This is a genomic window from Streptococcus sanguinis (assembly GCF_900635155.1).
GTDB classification, from domain to species: Bacteria; Bacillota; Bacilli; order Lactobacillales; family Streptococcaceae; genus Streptococcus; species Streptococcus sanguinis_G.
Window position 1 is genome coordinate 1,590,595 of sequence record NZ_LR134002.1, and the last position, 16,630, is coordinate 1,607,224.

General features: G+C 43.7%; 11 protein-coding genes. 3 read left to right on the top strand and 8 right to left on the bottom strand.

What is annotated here, in order from left to right; translation table 11 throughout:
* Positions 1 to 37: 37 nt before the first annotated feature.
* The 8 genes from ELZ47_RS07895 to ELZ47_RS07930 form a co-directional block, all read right to left on the bottom strand.
* Positions 38 to 2,434 carry a glycogen/starch/alpha-glucan phosphorylase gene (locus tag ELZ47_RS07895; RefSeq protein WP_126435732.1) on the bottom strand — a complete coding sequence of 799 codons (2,397 nt, stop codon included), beginning with the start codon at positions 2,432 to 2,434 and terminating at the stop codon, positions 38 to 40.
* A gap of 214 nt (positions 2,435 to 2,648) precedes the next feature.
* Positions 2,649 to 4,079: a glycogen synthase GlgA gene (glgA, locus tag ELZ47_RS07900; protein ID WP_126435733.1), complete on the bottom strand. Its 1,431-nt coding sequence runs from the start codon at positions 4,077 to 4,079 to the stop codon at positions 2,649 to 2,651.
* Positions 4,076 to 5,215 (bottom strand): glucose-1-phosphate adenylyltransferase subunit GlgD, encoded by a 1,140-nt coding sequence (gene glgD / locus ELZ47_RS07905; RefSeq protein WP_126435734.1) that lies wholly within the window; start codon positions 5,213 to 5,215, stop codon positions 4,076 to 4,078. The genes glgA and glgD overlap by 4 nt, the downstream gene beginning before the upstream one ends.
* Positions 5,205 to 6,347 carry a glucose-1-phosphate adenylyltransferase gene (locus ELZ47_RS07910; RefSeq protein ID WP_004187682.1) on the bottom strand — a complete coding sequence of 381 codons (1,143 nt, stop codon included), beginning with the start codon at positions 6,345 to 6,347 and terminating at the stop codon, positions 5,205 to 5,207. Before ELZ47_RS07910 ends, glgD begins: the two co-directional genes overlap by 11 nt.
* Positions 6,348 to 6,353: 6 nt before the next feature.
* Positions 6,354 to 8,264, bottom strand: a complete 1,911-nt coding sequence (gene glgB, locus ELZ47_RS07915; RefSeq protein ID WP_126435735.1) for a 1,4-alpha-glucan branching protein GlgB — start codon at positions 8,262 to 8,264, stop codon at positions 6,354 to 6,356.
* 385 nt (positions 8,265 to 8,649) lie between these two features.
* Positions 8,650 to 10,074, bottom strand: a complete 1,425-nt coding sequence (locus tag ELZ47_RS07920) for an NADP-dependent glyceraldehyde-3-phosphate dehydrogenase (protein WP_125330531.1) — start codon at positions 10,072 to 10,074, stop codon at positions 8,650 to 8,652.
* 234 nt (positions 10,075 to 10,308) lie between these two features.
* Complete coding sequence (ptsP, locus tag ELZ47_RS07925) at positions 10,309 to 12,042, bottom strand: phosphoenolpyruvate--protein phosphotransferase (protein WP_126435736.1); 1,734 nt, start codon at positions 12,040 to 12,042, stop codon at positions 10,309 to 10,311.
* Between the two features lies 1 nt (position 12,043).
* Positions 12,044 to 12,307 (bottom strand): phosphocarrier protein HPr, encoded by a 264-nt coding sequence (locus ELZ47_RS07930; RefSeq protein ID WP_002896017.1) that lies wholly within the window; start codon positions 12,305 to 12,307, stop codon positions 12,044 to 12,046.
* Between the two features lie 600 nt (positions 12,308 to 12,907).
* On the opposite strand from ELZ47_RS07930, the gene nrdH reads away from it, so the two are divergent.
* From nrdH to nrdF, 3 genes are all read left to right on the top strand, one after another.
* Entirely contained in the window at positions 12,908 to 13,126 is a 219-nt protein-coding gene (nrdH, locus tag ELZ47_RS07935) for a glutaredoxin-like protein NrdH (protein ID WP_002897920.1), read from the top strand.
* 160 nt (positions 13,127 to 13,286) lie between these two features.
* Positions 13,287 to 15,446: a class 1b ribonucleoside-diphosphate reductase subunit alpha gene (nrdE, locus tag ELZ47_RS07940; protein WP_126435737.1), complete on the top strand. Its 2,160-nt coding sequence runs from the start codon at positions 13,287 to 13,289 to the stop codon at positions 15,444 to 15,446.
* 156 nt (positions 15,447 to 15,602) lie between these two features.
* Positions 15,603 to 16,562 carry a class 1b ribonucleoside-diphosphate reductase subunit beta gene (gene nrdF / locus ELZ47_RS07945; RefSeq protein ID WP_002915597.1) on the top strand — a complete coding sequence of 320 codons (960 nt, stop codon included), beginning with the start codon at positions 15,603 to 15,605 and terminating at the stop codon, positions 16,560 to 16,562.
* Positions 16,563 to 16,630 lie beyond the last annotated feature (68 nt).

The window sequence follows — 16,630 nt, forward strand, 5'->3', positions numbered from 1 at the left end:
GCCCCAATCTCTTATTGTTCATGTTTTCTGAAGAGTATTATTTCTCCAAGCTCCAGATTTCCTTGGCATATTGTTCAATGGTATCATCTGAAGTAAACTTGTCTGATGTAGCAATGTTAATCAAGCTCATGCGAGCCCATTTTTCTTTGTCACGATAGAGAGCATCAATCTTCTCTTGAGCTTCCACATAGGCATGAAAGTCTTCCAAGAGGAAGTATTCATCATTGTGGGTGATGAGGGCTTCGTAGATTTCAGAGCCTTCTTCACGAACGTTTGGAATGGTACCGTTGACAAAGGTATCCACCACCCGGCGAATGTCAGGATTGCTTTCATAGACACCGCGTGAGTAGTAATCATGGCGGGCATAATGCTCATAAACTTGGTCCTTGTCCATCCCGAAGATGACAATGTTGTCATCACCGACCTCGTCCTTGATTTCGATATTGGCTCCGTCCAGTGTAGCTAGGGTAATGGCACCTGTCATCATGAACTTCATGTTGGAAGTACCAGAAGCTTCCTTGGAAGCCAGAGAAATCTGCTCAGATACATCTGCTGCTGGAATGATGAGCTCAGCCAAGCTGACGCGGTAGTTTTCTAGGAAAACAACCTTGAGTTTGCCTTGCAGGCTTTCATCCTTGTTAACCAGATTGGCTACTTCATTGATCAGCTTGATAACAGACTTGGCAAAGTGGTAGCCTGGAGCAGCCTTGGCACCGAAGATAAAGACGCGCGGCACCATATCCTTATCAGGATTGTCCTTGAGATCCCAGTAAAGCTTGATGATATGAAGCAGGTTGAGCAGCTGCCGCTTGTAGGCGTGGAGGCGTTTCACCTGCACATCAAAGATGGCTTCAGTCGAGACTTCTACTCCTGTTGATTCCTTGATGAAGTCAGCCAGACGGGCCTTGGCTTCTTGTTTGACCCGATAAAAATCGCCCAGCACTTGCTGATCATCCTTAAATTCCAAAAGCTTGCGCAGCTCATGGATATCACTTCTCCAGCCCTTACCAATCAGCTTATCAATCTCAGCCGATAAAGGTTCATCCGCAATCTGCAGCCAGCGGCGTTGGACAATGCCATTGGTCTTGTTGTTAAACTTCTCTGGGTAAATGCTGTAAAAATCACGCAAGGTGTCTTCTTTAAGCAGTTCGGTGTGGAGTTTGGCAACACCATTGATTGAATGACCACCAATGATAGCCAAGTGGGCCATGTGGATTTGATTATCTTTGACAATCCGAGTGTTTTCGATGACTTGCGGATCAAGGCCACGCCCAGCCATTTCAGCTACATAGCGGTTGTCGATTTCTAGGATAATCTGATAAACCCGCGGCAGGACATTCTTAAAGAGCTCTGCATCCCATTTTTCCAAGGCTTCAGACAGAATGGTATGGTTAGTGTAGCTCATGGTTTTAACTGTAGCATTCCAAGCATCTGCCCATTCCAAATCGTACTCATCCATCAAGAGACGCATAAACTCAGCCGGTGCAACCGCTGGGTGGGTATCGTTGATATGGACAGATACCTTCTCATGAATATCCTTGAGCGGGCGACCTTGCTTGAGGTAGGATTTGATAATGGTCTGCAGACCTGCACTGGTCATGAAGTATTCCTGGATCAAGCGCAGCTCTTTTCCTTCGTAGCTAGAGTCGTCTGGATAGAGAATAGCAGTGATGTCTTGCACCCGGCGACGAGCTTCAATGGTCGGATAGTCCAGTTCATGCTCTTCTGGAATTTCAACATCCCAAAGACGGAGATTGTTAACATTGTCATTGCCAAAGCCAATCTGCGGCACATCGTAAGGAACGGCCCGTAAGATTTTGGAATTCTCATAAAGAGGCACAATCCGGCCCTTTTCATTAGCATGGAGGGAAACATTTCCGAAGATTTTAACATCAACAATATCATGGTCCTTGCGAGTTTCCCAGACATTTCCCAGACTGCCAAACCAATCATCTGGAATTTCTACCTGATAGCCATCTACGATGCGTTGCTTAAAGAGTCCATAGCGATAGCGAATCCCATTTCCAAATCCTGGATAGCCGGTGGTTGCCAGCGAGTCCATAAAGGCTGCCGCCAAGCGGCCCAGACCGCCATTCCCCAAGGCCATGTCATACTCAGCATTCTTAACATCCTCAAAGTCAACACCCAACTCAGCAAAGCCTTCCTTGACCGTATCGAGGATACCTAAGTTGAGCAGATTGGTTTCCAGCATGCGTCCTGGAAGAAACTCGATAGAAAAGTAATAAGCTGTCTTTTGCTGCTGCTCAATCAACTGATTGCGACGCTCCAGCCACAGGGGCGTGATATACTTACGGACAGTGCTAGCCAAAGCCTGAAAAAGCTCCACTGAAGTCGCATCAGCAACCTTAATCAGCTGTCTTTCATGTAGAATATCCTTAAAATCTCGAATAAAACTTTCTTTTGTCAGTTCCATGGTGGGTGGTTATCTCCCTTTCTTAATAGCGGGAAACAGTTTTTAAACGCAGGAATACTTTTTTCAATCAAGATGGGAAGCACTCGCCTCAGCCACAAGCTGCAAACAGGGCTCCAATACAGTATGATAATATATAAAAATGTAATTCTCACGGAAATCCTCCCTTGTCCATCGGGCAAGAGAGGATTTTCTTATACTGATTCCAAAGTAAATGTTACAGCAGTGATTGATATAAATCACTGTAAGCTTGGCTAGCTGTATCCCAAGAGAAGTCTCTCTCCATCGCCTGCTCTTGCAGAGATTTCCAAGCTTCCTTGTCTTCGGCATAAAGCTTGAGTGCCTCCTTGAAGGTCCAAGTCAGCCAGTAGCCAGAAAAGTTATTGAAGCTAAAGCCAGTTCCCTGTCCTGTATAGGCATTGTAAGGCTCTACGGTATCACGCAGACCGCCCACTTCATGCACCAAAGGCAAGGTTCCATAGCGCATAGCCATCATTTGTGACAGGCCACAAGGCTCGAAGCGGCTTGGCATGAGGAAAATATCGCTGGCAGCATAAATCTCCTGAGCCAAGGTCACATCAAAGAGGATGTTAGCTGAAAGCTTATCAGGATAGGCATGACCAAACCAAGCGAAAGCCTGCTCAAAAGCTGGATCGCCTGTTCCCAAGAGGATAATCTGCACATCTTCCTGGAGGAGATTGTGCAGCTCTTCCACTACCAAATCAAAGCCTTTCTGACGCGTCAGGCGGGAAACAATCCCAACCACTGGCACATCGTCACGCACAGGCAGACCAACTCGCTCTTGCAAAGCTCGCTTGTTTTCTAGTTTACCAGATAAGTCAGATTTGTCAAAGTGGTGGGCTAAGAGTGGATCCGTTTCTGGATTATAGATATCTGTATCTATACCGTTGACAATACCGACCAGCTTACCCGATTCCATCCGCAGAATTTGATCCAAATTGCAACCAAATTCTGGTGTACGGATTTCACCTGCATAGCTTGGTGATACAGTTGTCACTCGGTCCGCATAGAGAATACCAGCCTTCATCCAGTTGAGACAGTCATTCCAACGCAGGGTTCCATCTGCATAGCGCTCATAACCTACTCCAAATAGTTCCCAAAGCATACTGTCAGGGAATTGACCTTGGAACTCCAGATTATGGATGGTCAAGACAGTCTTGATATTCTGATATGCTTGAATCCAATGGTATTTTTCCTTAACCAAGAAAGGAATCATAGCTGTATGATAATCGTGAACATGCAAAACATCCGGAATAAAATCAATCCGCTCCATCAGCTCTACGGCTGCTAACTGGAAGTAAGCAAAGCGCTCACCATCATCAAAATCCCCGTAAACATGGCCGCGGAAGAAATAATGCTGATTGTCAATAAAATAGAAGGACACACCGTTCAAGACCAGTCGCTTGACCCCAACGTACTGGCGGCGCCAGCCAACGCTGACTTCAAAGTAGAAAAGGTCTTCCACTTGGTCGCCAAATTTGGCATGGGTCATGTCATAGTAAGGCAGAATAACACCAACTTCATGGCCAGCCTTGACCAGTGATTTGGGGAGAGCGCCGATAACGTCTCCCAAACCACCTGTCTTAGAAAATGGGGCTCCTTCTGCTGCTGCAAATAAAATCTTCATCGAATTATGTCCTCTGTAACTTTTTGGCCCTTCTTGACTACGATTGGGTCTTCTGCTGTTCCGCGAATCACTACGCCTTCGGCAATTTCAACACCCTTGTCCACAATCGCGTACTCAACACTTGCATTTTCTCCAACTTTGACTCGAGGGAAGAGAACACTGGATTTAACACTGCTTCCAGTCTTAATCTTGGTATTCCGTGAAATCACAGAATCGATGACTTCACCTTCCACAATGCTTCCTGACGCAAACTGGGAGCGAGATACTTTTGAAGACTCAGCATAGTAAGTTGGCTCTTCATTCTTAACCTTGGTGTAAATCTTTTGGTTCGGACTGAAGAGAGAGTAGAATTTTTTACTTTCAAGCATATCGATATTGGATCTGTAGTAGGTCTCTACAGAATAGATATTCGCCAGATAGCCTGTATATTCGTAGGCAAATGCCCCTTCCTGAGTTGCTAAATCACGCAGGACATAGCGCAGTTTTTGGGGATGCTCTTTCTTAGCTTCTTCTTCCAGTTTTTCAATCAGCCATGGAGTATCTACCACAAAGATGTCTGTAGACATATTGAAGAGCTCAGTATTTTCTCGGCCATCAAAGAGTTTATGCCCTCTGACATGGTCCGTTTCGTCAATATCTAGGACAGCATTCACATCCGAAATATTTTCCTTATGCAATTTCTTATAGACAACTGTAATCGGCTGCTCTGTTGTATTGTGCAAGTGGAAAACTTGATTGAGGTCAATATTAACCAAGATATCGCAGTTGAGAGCGACCGTTTGGTTGGAACCAGAGCGTTTGAGGTAGATCAAAAGCTGCTTATAGTATTCCTCACCGACTGTAGAGCTTTCTACACGGGTATTGTAAATTCCCAGGTAATAATGGCTGAGCAAGGTAGAAAGACCCCACTCACGACCAGAACGAATATGGTCAAAGACAGAGCTGATATTGTCCTGTTGGAAGATACCAAAGACACTGCGGATACCAGCATTGGCAAGACTTGAAAGCGGGAAGTCAATCAAACGGTATTTCCCACCGAATGGCAAACTGGCTACTGGACGATGATTTGTCAGAGTTGACATATCATGGAAGCCGACTGTGTTTCCTAAAATTGCTGAGTATTTATCAATCTTCATCTTTTGGTACCCCCACTTTCTCGTTGTATCCGACAACATATACTTCCTCTGTACCATCAATCTCTACACCATCAGAGATGATCGCACCTTCGCCGATAATGGCTCGCTTAATCTTAGCGTCTTTGCCAATAACAGCTCCACTCATGATGACAGAGTCTTCAATGACTGCTCCCTTTTTGACCTGAGCGCCAGTAGAAAGAATAGAGTGTTTTACTGTACCGTCAACGAAACAGCCATCAACGACCAGCGAATCTTCTACATGGGAATTTTCACTGATGAAGTTTGGCGGAGAAATCAAGTTGCGAGAATAAATCTTCCAGCGACGATTGCGGCTATCCAGAGCATTTTCTGGGCTGATGTATTCCATGTTAGCTTCCCAGAGAGACTCTACTGTACCAACGTCTTTCCAATAGCCTTCAAAATCATAAGCATAAACGCTTTCGCCAGATTCAAGGTAGTTAGGGATAACATTCTTACCAAAGTCAGACATATCCACATTGCTCTTTTCAGCAGCTACCAGCATATTGCGCAGACGCTGCCAGTCAAAGATATAAATCCCCATCGAAGCCTTGGTTGACTTAGGATTTTCTGGTTTTTCCTCAAATTCAACAATCCGATTATTAGCATCTGTATTCATGATACCAAAACGGCTGGCTTCTTTGAGAGGCACATCCAGAACGGCAACTGTCAGGCTGGCATTGTTGTCCTTGTGAGACTGAAGCATGTCATCATAGTCCATCTTGTAGATATGGTCCCCAGACAAAATCAGGACATACTCAGGATTGATGCTGTCGATATAGTCGATATTTTGATAAATCGCATGGCTGGTACCTTCAAACCAACGATTTCCTTCGCTCGCAGAATAAGGCTGAAGAATGGATACGCCTGAGTTAATACCATCGAGACCCCAGCTAGAACCATTTCCGATATGACTGTTCAGAGCGAGTGGTTGGTATTGAGTAATGACACCGACATTGTGAATACCGGAGTTGGCACAGTTAGACAAGGCGAAGTCAATAATACGATAGCGGCCGCCAAACTGTACCGCAGGTTTTGCGATACTCTGTGTGAGCTTTCCAAGACGAGTTCCTTGCCCGCCGGCAAGAATCAAAGCTAGCATTTCATTCTTCATAGACTATTACTCCTTTGTGGAATCTTTTTTAACATTTTTGCGAGCAATCCGACGCTTGATCTTCCAGATGCTGGCCCCAAGAGCTGGCAGTGTAAAGGTCAAGGTCTGTGGATAATCTTTCCAAAGTCCTTCTTGAGACTGAACTGTTTCGTTATGTTCCTTCCAAACACCTCCCCATTCTTCTAATTCAGTGTTCCATACTTCTTCATAAATGGCTTCCACTGGAACACCGATGGTAAAGTTCTTCCGCTCTACCGGCGCCATATTGAATATACAAACTAACATATCTCCTTTTTCCGTCTTACGGATGAAGGAGAGGACACTTTGATCAGTGTTATCCGCATCAATGATTTCGATGCCATCATAGCTCAGATCAATTTCCCAAAGCGGACGATTGTCCTTATAGAAGGCATTAAGTGTAGCAGTAAAGTCCTGCATCTTCTTGTTCATTTGGTCGTCCAAATTAGACCATTCTAGCTGCTCTTCTGACTTCCACTCTAAGAATTGACCAAACTCTGATCCCATAAAGAGCAATTTCTTGCCCGGATGGCAGATTTGATAAGTCAGCAAGTTGCGGAGCCCCGCAAATTGATTGTAACGGTCACCCCACATCTTGTGCATGAGACTCTTCTTGCCGTGAACTACTTCATCATGTGAGAATGGCAGGAGGAAGTTTTCAGAGAATACGTACATAAAGCTAAAGGTCACTAGATTAAAATCGTACTTACGATAAATCGGATCTTCCTCGTAGAAACGAAGGATATCATTCATCCAGCCCATATTCCACTTGTAGTCAAATCCGAGACCACCCAGCTCTCTCATCCCCGTAATCTTGGTCTCTGAGGAGCTTTCCTCTGCAATCATCATGACATCAGGATGGGCTAATTTGATAACCGTATTGAGGCGTTGCAGGAAGTAATAACCTTCATAGTTACGATTGCCGCCATCTATATTTGGCTGCCATGGACCGCTGTCATAGTCTAGATAAAGCATATTGCTGACAGCATCAACCCGAATCCCATCCAGATGATAAAAATCAATCCAGAATTTAATACTGGAAATCAAGAAGGACTGAACCTGATTCTTGCCCAAATCAAAGTTGAGAGCACCCCAGCCGTAGTTATGGGCCCGATCATGATCCTGATACTCAAAAGTCGGTGTCCCGTCATAGTAGGCCAAAGCATCATCATTAATAGTGAAATGACCTGGTACCCAGTCCACAATAACACCGATATTGTTTAAGTGGCATTCTTCGACAAAGTCCTGAAATTCCTCAGGAGTTCCGTAGGTGTGTTCAAAGGCAAAGTAGCCCATGAGCTGATAGCCCCAGCTAAGTCCTAGCGGATGAGCCATAAGCGGCATAAATTCCACATGTGTGTAGTTCATCTCTACTAGATAAGGAATCAAGTCTTCCTTTAACTGGGCAAAGCTATAAGGACTGCCGTCTTCATTGCGTTTCCACGATCCGGCATGCACTTCATAGATATTGACCGGCCGAGAGAAGAAACCCCAACGCTTCCGGCGTGCCAGCCAAAGGCCGTCTTTCCACTTCTTCTCAGGAATAGTGCGAATAACTGCTCCCGTGCCTGGACGCTCTTCCAGATAGATAGCCAGCGGATCAATTTTCAAAATTTCCTGACCACTGCTGCGCTTGATATTGTACTTGTAAATATCCCCTTCCTTAGGTAGCTCTGTGAAGACTTCCCAAACGCCCGCTTCATTTCGGACCATAGGAATCTGCTCTTCATACCAATTGGTGAAATCTCCAATCAAATGGACACTCTGAGCATTAGGCGCCCAAACGCGGAAAGAATAGCCAGACTTGCCGTCCACTTCATCCTGATGCGCCCCTAGATAATGCTGTAAATGAAAGTTTTCACCTGTTGTAAAGGTTCTTAATGCTTCGTTCTTATCCATGCGATCACCTTTCTATTTGTAAGCGTTTTCTATAATACTATTCTACATTATTTTTATATCTTTTTCAAGTAAATTTCAAATATCCTTACGGAAAATTACCAGAACCGAACATTAGCTGAAATTAGTAATAAATAAGATAGAAACCACTGCATTTTGTGCCTATCGATATCTTTTAATTCCTTTTTCGCTAAATATAGGAGCTATCCCAAACAAGCAGAGGATGAAAATTTTCATAAAGATATAGACCAATATGTAAATTTACATTTTAAAATAATAAGCAATTAAACATATAAATAGTTGGTTCTTTTCAAATTATGCGGTAATTTTGTTAGATTTACAAGTTCATCAATGTAAGAAAAAAGGCCGCACAAAGCCGCCTTTCTCATTATTTCACATCAAACACGATGGATTTCACTTGTGTCATCGCTTCAATACTGTAACGAATCCCTTGCACTCCGGCTCCAGACCCCTTAAGACCAAGGAATGGGAAGTTATCTGGACCACGCTGGGTCTTATTATTGATGTGTACAGTACCCACTTCCAGTTTTTCAGCAATTTCAAATGCTTTCGGGAAATCATTTGTAAAGACTGAAGATTGAAGACCAAATTCTGACTGGTTACAGATCTGGATAGCCTCTTCAACGGAAGTCACACGAATAATCGGAAGAACAGGACCAAATGGTTCTTCCCAAGCTACTTTCATATCTAGTGTCACATGATCAAACAAGGCAGGCCAGATGAGATTTGCTTCACGTTTGATTTCTGTCAAGGCTGACGCTCCTTTTTCTTGAGCATCTTCAATCAAGCCCCAGATGAAATCTGCTGATGCATGATCAATGACTGGTGTGATATCCGCATTATCAAAGGGATCACCAACCGTCAGTTTCTCTACCTCTGCCTGAAGTAGCGTCGCTAATTTATCTGCTACGCTCTCCATAACAATGACACGTTTAATAGCCGTACAGCGCTGGCCGGAATAACTGTATGCCCCACCAACAATCTGCTTAGCTGCATGCTCCAAGTCAGCATCTTCTAGCACGACTGCAGCATCCTTACCACCCAATTCAAGCATTATTGGACGCATACCAGCCAACTTACCAATGCGCTCACCGATTGGAGTGGAACCCGTAAAGTTAATGTAGTTTACTTCCTTATGCTCAATGATGTAGTCTCCGATTTCTGAACCACGGCCTGTGATGGTATTGAAAACACCAGCAGGCAGACCTGCCTCAGCAAAAGCCTGAGCCAAGAGCAAACCAGAGATTGAACCTTGAGTAGGTGGCTTAAACATCACAACATTTCCGCCGATAAGGGCAGGAGCAATTTTCGAAGCTGACAGATTAACTGGGTAGTTAAATGGTGCAATGGCCAGTACAACTCCTACAGGCTCACGACGGACCACAGCTAGTTTTTTCTTGCTGGCAGCTTCAAAGCCACCGCCTTCCATAACCTGACCGTGGATACGAATCCCCTCTTCAGCCGCATAGCGAATCAGGTCTGCTGTCCGGACTACCTCTCCGACTGCCGCTTTGATCCCCTTGGCAACTTCTTTAGCAAGGATTTCACCAATCTTCTCCTGATCACGCTCCAAAATATCCGCAACCTTGTGCAAATAAGCTGCACGTTCAACTGCTGAAAGAGCTCTCCAAGCTGGCAAAGCTGCACGAGCGCTCGCCATAGCATAGTCTACCTCTGCCTGAGTCATGGCAGGAACTGTTCCTAAAATCTCATTATTGATAGGAGATGAGATGGTAATTTCATTTTCAGAAACTTTCCACTCTCCATTTATATAGTTTTTATATTGTGTCACGTGTCCCCTCCAAAATTTTATTAAATATTATTTTACCAAATTTTCTGAAAATTTCAACCAAAAGCTATAAATTTAAAGAATTTTTTCACAATTAAGATAGATTATCTAAGTTTGTTCATATTATATCTGATTATTTCTATTTTCTTTGATTTCAACTTTCTGAACAAATTTCACTATGTCTTTGAAGAAAACTAAAAAAGACCAGGAAAATTTTCCTGATCTTAATTTTTCAGATTAATCAAAGTCAAGATACTCTTTTTCAAGCTCAAGAACTTCTTCCATCGTTGCACATTCAGTCAATGCACGCTGAGCCAATTCTTGCATCTTCTTCGTATCCAGCTTCTTCATGAGGCTACGAGTCCGAAGGACAGAAGTCGCACTCATAGAGAATTCATCCAAGCCCATACCTACGAGCAATGGCACCGCTGTTTGGTCGCCGGCCATTTCTCCACACATACCTGCCCACTTGCCTTCAGCATGAGCTGCCTTGATAACATTGTTGATCAAGCGAAGGATAGATGGGTTGTAAGGTTGATAGAGGTAAGAAACTTGCTCATTCATCCGGTCAGCTGCCATAGTGTACTGGATCAAGTCGTTGGTACCGATTGAGAAGAAGTCTACTTCCTTGGCAAATTGATCCGCCAACATAGCTGCTGCTGGGATTTCAATCATGATACCCACTTGGATATTGTCTGCTACTGCAACGCCTTCAGCCTGTAACTTAGCTTTTTCTTCGTCATAAACCGCTTTAGCTTTGCGGAATTCTGTCAGAAGGGCTACCATTGGGAACATGATGCGCAATTGTCCATGTACAGAAGCACGCAAGAGAGCGCGGATTTGTGTACGAAACATAGCATCGCCAGTTTCAGAGATGGAGATACGCAAAGCACGGAAACCGAGGAACGGGTTCATTTCATGTGGCATATCGAAGTAAGGAAGCTCCTTATCTCCACCGATATCCATGGTCCGAACAACCACTGGTTTTCCATTCATGCCTTCAAGCACAGCCTTGTATGCTTCATACTGCTCATCTTCTGTCGGGAAGTCTTGAGAATCCATGTAAAGGAACTCAGTCCGGTAAAGACCAACTGCTTCTGCACCGTTAGCATTGACACCTTCAACGTCTTTTGGCGTACCGATATTGGCTGCCAATTCGAAGTGCTTGCCATCTGCAGTCACAGTCTGAGCATCCTTAAGCAATTCCCATTCAGCTTTTTGCTTAGCATAAGCCTCACCAGCTGCCTTGAATGCTACGATTTGATCTTCAGTTGGGTTGATAATCACTTCACCAGTGATACCGTTAGCTGCAATCACATCGCCGTCTTTTACAAGTTCAGTAATGTTATTAGTTCCCAATACTGCTGCGATTTCAAGCGTACGCGCCATGATAGCAGAGTGGCTTGTCCGGCCGCCGATATTGGTTACAAAAGCTTTAACAAATTTCTTATCCAGCTGTGCAGTATCAGAAGGAGTCAAGTCATGAGCAATGACAACTGATTCTTCATTGATAGACGCTGGGTTTGGCAATTTCTTGCCCAAAAGGTTAGCAAGAACACGTTTTGTCACGTCGCGGATATCTGCCGCACGCTCTTGCATATATGGATTGTCGTCCATGTTTTCAAAGAGAGTGATAAACATGTCCGTTACTTCTTTCAGACCAGCTTCTGCATTGGTCTTTTTCGCACGGATTGTTTCTTTGATTTGCCCAACCATTTCAGGGTCAGCAAGTACCATTAAGTGAGCGTCAAATACCTGAGCGGCTTCCTCACCAAGGCTATCTACTGCTTTCTCACGGATAACAGAAAGCTCGTTCTGTGAAGCTTCAAGAGCTGCATCCAAACGAGCCTCTTCTGCATTCGTATCTTCGACTGAAACAGTCTCAAATGATAAATCCGGTTGAACTAATAGATATGCCTTAGCAACGGCAACACCGTCAGATGCTGCAATTCCTTTAAGCATTTCTGTCATATTAAGCCAATCCTTCTTTTTCCATTGTTTCAGAGATTGCAGCGATAGCATCGTCTGCATCTGCACCTTCAGCTGAGATCTTAACATCAGCTCCTTGGCCAACACCGAGACTCATAACACCCATGATAGATTTCAAGTTTACTGATTTACCTTTGTATTCAAGTGTGATGTCTGAAGCGAATTTGCTAGCAGTTTGAACCAACAAAGTTGCTGGACGTGCGTGAATACCTGTTTCTGCTACAATGTGGAAATCTTTAGAAGCCATAGTTAGACTCTCCTTTTAAATAATTCTTTTTGAGTTATTGTGATAACCCTTACAAGTTGATATTATATCACCTTTTGAAATCTTTTTCAAGAATTTTATAGCCCGCTTACAAAATATTTCTTAGGAAATGAAAACTCCTCTTATTATATTGAAGGTGGAATTTCCAAGCTAAAGCCCACATCTTTCAGCTTTTATTCAAAAATTTCTTCCAGCAAGTTTTCAATCATAAATTTCTTATTTTTATAGTAATTAATTTCCATAAAATAAGAATATAAACTCCTCCCTCCACTCCTCCTAGTGATTCCCTAAATTCTGTAACACAAGATATTGGATTTTGGTTTTTGGGAGGAAAAGCTATCAGTCATTTATATAAAGTTTTAAGACTTGTTTAAGCTTTGTCCTATCAGCATTTGGTCTCTTTTCTGCAATTTTTCACTTCTTTTCATCTTTTATATAAACACTATATATTGTATTGTAATCTATCCTATAACAAAATATCACACAATATTTAGTTCAAAACTATTGACATTCTATTTGCTTTTAGATATACTAGGTTCGTATTTATTTTAAAGAAAAAAAGAAAGTTTAGAGGAATCTTTAATGGTAACTATTTACTCAAAAAACAACTGCGTTCAGTGCAAAATGACCAAGCGCTTCTTAGATACTAATCATGTAGAATATCGCGAAATCAATTTGGACGAGCAGCCAGAATTTATTGACCATGTCAAAGATCTTGGTTTCAATGCTGCTCCTGTGATTCAGACAGCAACTGAGGCATTTTCTGGTTTCCAACCTGGTAAATTGAAAAAACTGTCTTAATGTAGTTTATTTTGAGGGCAGCGCGCCTTGATCGGGAGATAAACTAAAAGACAGATTATCAGGGCAAACTGCAGCTCCTATGCTCATAGGAGCCGTTTCTTTTGTAAGGCGGAACTTTTTCCGCTAGCTAATTATCTTATTTATATAGAAAAGGGAAAACATGGGACTCAAACATTTAGAGGATGTGACATACTTCCGACTCAACAACGAAATCAACCGTCCGATTAACGGACAGATTATGCTCCATAAGGACAAAGAAGCTCTGGAGGCTTTCTTTAAGGAAAATGTTGAGCCGAACACTAAGCAATTTTCTTCTATTACAGAAAAGATTGAATATTTAATAGAAGAAAACTATTTGGAGAAGGAATTTATCCAGCTCTACTCTCCGGAATACATCGAGGAGCTGACTGCTTTTATCCATGCGCAAGATTTCAAGTTTAAATCTTTCATGGCTGCTTATAAGTTCTACAACCAGTATGCATTGAAGACCAACGATGGTGAATACTATCTGGAAAGCATGGAAGATCGGGTACTCTTTAACGCCCTCTACTTTGCCAACGGAGATGAAGCCATTGCCAAGGATATTGCTAATGAAATCATCCACCAGCGCTATCAGCCGGCTACACCAAGCTTCCTCAACGCTGGTCGGGCTCGTCGCGGTGAATTGGTTTCCTGCTTCCTCATCCAAGTAACAGATGATATGAACTCTATCGGCCGCTCCATCAACTCTGCCCTGCAATTGTCTCGTATCGGAGGCGGGGTCGGTATTTCCCTCAGCAATCTGCGGGAAGCTGGAGCACCTATCAAGGGTTATGAAGGAGCTGCGTCTGGCGTTGTGCCTGTTATGAAACTCTTTGAGGACAGTTTCTCCTATTCTAACCAGCTAGGCCAACGTCAGGGAGCTGGGGTTGTTTACCTCAATGTCTTCCATCCAGATATCATCGCCTTCCTTTCTACTAAGAAAGAAAATGCTGACGAAAAAGTTCGGGTTAAAACCCTCTCACTTGGTGTCGTGATTCCGGATAAGTTCTACGAATTGGCGCGCAAGAATGAAGAAATGTACCTCTTCAGCCCATATTCTGTTGAACGCGAGTATGGAGTGCCATTTGCCTACCTTGACATCACTGAAAAATACGATGAATTGGTCGCTAATCCAAATATCACTAAGACCAAGATCAAGGCCCGTGATTTGGAAACAGAAATTTCCAAACTCCAACAAGAATCCGGCTATCCTTATGTCGTAAACATTGATACAGCTAACCGTTCAAATCCAATCGACGGTAAAATCATCATGAGTAACCTTTGCTCTGAAATCCTGCAGGTACAAGAGCCTAGCCTTTTGAATGATGCGCAAGAGTATCTTCACCTAGGAACAGATGTGTCATGTAACTTAGGCTCTACCAACGTTGTCAACATGATGACATCGCCTGACTTTGGAAAATCCATCCGGACTATGACACGCGCCCTGACCTTTGTCACAGACAGTTCACACATCACTGCTGTACCATCTATCGACAATGGTAACAGTCTGGCTCATACCTTTGGTCTGGGAGCTATGGGACTACACAGCTATTTGGCTCAACAATTGATCGACTATGGATCAGCAGAAGCTGTAGAGTTCACAAGCATCTACTTTATGCTCATGAACTACTGGACCTTAGTTGAGTCTAACAATATCGCTCGCGAGCGTGGTGTGACCTTCCATAACTTTGAAAAATCTGACTATGCTAACGGCACTTACTTTGACAAATACCTGACAGGTGAATTTGTACCTAAGTCTGACCGTGTCAAAGAACTCTTCGCTGGCATCTTTATCCCGTCTGCAGAAGATTGGGCAGAGTTGCGCGACAAGGTCAAGGCTGATGGTCTCTACCACCAAAATCGCCTAGCCGTTGCGCCAAATGGCTCTATCAGCTACATCAATGACGTTTCTGCTTCAATTCATCCAATCACTCAGCGGATCGAAGAACGTCAGGAAAAGAAAATCGGTAAAATCTACTATCCTGCTGCTGGTCTGTCAACTGAGACTATCCCTTACTACACCAGTGCCTATGACATGGACATGCGCAAGGTTATCGATGTCTATGCAGCCGCAACTGAGCATGTGGACCAAGGTCTTTCCCTGACTCTCTTTATGCGCAGCGATATTCCTAAAGGCCTCTACGAATGGAAAAAAGAAAGCAAGCAAACAACCCGCGACCTTTCTATCCTGCGTAACTACGCCTTCAACAAGGGTATCAAGTCCATCTACTACGTCCGCACCTTCACTGACGATGGCGGCGAAGTAGGCGCTAACCATTGCGAAAGCTGTGTCATCTAACAAGAGATTTTAGAAAAAGAAAAGGAAATTCGACCACGTCACAATTTTACTTTCCTCATCATGGACAGGAAGGTAAAATCGTGGAATATTGGCACAGTATCCAAGAAGTGATAGCTGATACCACATCAGGTCGTACCATCTACTAAAGGAGAAAGAATGCAAACTTACTACAAAGCCATTAACTGGAACGCTATCGAAGATGTTATCGATAAGTCCACTTGGGAAAAACTGACTGAGCAATTCTGGCTGGATACGCGGATTCCCCTATCCAATGACCTGGATGACTGGAGAAAGCTGTCTCACAAGGAAAAAGACCTGGTCGGCAAGGTCTTCGGTGGCCTGACCCTGCTGGATACCCTCCAGTCTGAGTCTGGTGTGGATGCCCTGCGCAAGGATGTTCGAACAGCCCACGAAGAAGCAGTTTTCAACAACATCCAATTCATGGAGTCCGTTCATGCCAAATCCTACTCTTCTATCTTTTCTACGCTCAACACCAAGTCAGAAATTGATGAAATCTTTGCCTGGACCAACACCAATCCATACCTGCAAAAGAAAGCAGAGATTATCAACGAAATTTACCTGAACGGTACAGCTCTGGAAAAGAAAATAGCCAGCGTTTTCTTGGAAACCTTCCTTTTCTACTCTGGTTTCTTCACTCCGCTCTACTATCTGGGTAATAACAAACTGGCCAACGTTGCTGAGATTATCAAGCTGATTATCCGTGACGAGTCTGTCCATGGAACCTATATCGGCTACAAGTTCCAGCTAGCTTTTAACGAGCTGCCAGAAGACGAGCAGAACAAACTCAAAGAATGGATGTACGACCTGCTCTACACCCTCTATGAAAATGAAGAAGGCTACACTGAAAGCCTGTATGACACAGTCGGCTGGACCGAAGAGGTCAAAACCTTCCTGCGCTACAATGCCAACAAGGCTCTGATGAATCTAGGGCAAGATCCTCTCTTCCCAGACTCAGCGGACGATGTCAATCCTATCGTCATGAACGGTATCTCAACCGGTACTTCCAACCATGACTTCTTCTCCCAAGTAGGTAACGGCTACCTGTTAGGCGAAGTTGAAGCCATGCAGGATGACGACTATAATTACGGTTTATAAGACAAAGAACCCCTCTTTCCAAAATACGGAAAGAGGGGTTTTGTAATCTAAACTAGAAAGGTCAACAA

Excerpts from the sequence above, each read along its gene's own strand:
- ELZ47_RS07895 (WP_126435732.1), bottom strand. The coding sequence starts at position 2,434 with ATGGAACTGACAAAAGAAAGTTTTATTCGAGATTTTAAGGATATTCTA.
- glgA (WP_126435733.1), bottom strand. The coding sequence starts at position 4,079 with ATGAAGATTTTATTTGCAGCAGCAGAAGGAGCCCCATTTTCTAAGACA.
- glgD (WP_126435734.1), bottom strand. The coding sequence starts at position 5,215 with ATGAAGATTGATAAATACTCAGCAATTTTAGGAAACACAGTCGGCTTC.
- ELZ47_RS07910 (WP_004187682.1), bottom strand. The coding sequence starts at position 6,347 with ATGAAGAATGAAATGCTAGCTTTGATTCTTGCCGGCGGGCAAGGAACT.
- glgB (WP_126435735.1), bottom strand. The coding sequence starts at position 8,264 with ATGGATAAGAACGAAGCATTAAGAACCTTTACAACAGGTGAAAACTTT.
- ptsP (WP_126435736.1), bottom strand. The coding sequence starts at position 12,042 with ATGACAGAAATGCTTAAAGGAATTGCAGCATCTGACGGTGTTGCCGTT.
- ELZ47_RS07930 (WP_002896017.1), bottom strand. The coding sequence starts at position 12,307 with ATGGCTTCTAAAGATTTCCACATTGTAGCAGAAACAGGTATTCACGCA.
- nrdH (WP_002897920.1), top strand. The coding sequence starts at position 12,908 with ATGGTAACTATTTACTCAAAAAACAACTGCGTTCAGTGCAAAATGACC.
- nrdE (WP_126435737.1), top strand. The coding sequence starts at position 13,287 with ATGGGACTCAAACATTTAGAGGATGTGACATACTTCCGACTCAACAAC.
- nrdF (WP_002915597.1), top strand. The coding sequence starts at position 15,603 with ATGCAAACTTACTACAAAGCCATTAACTGGAACGCTATCGAAGATGTT.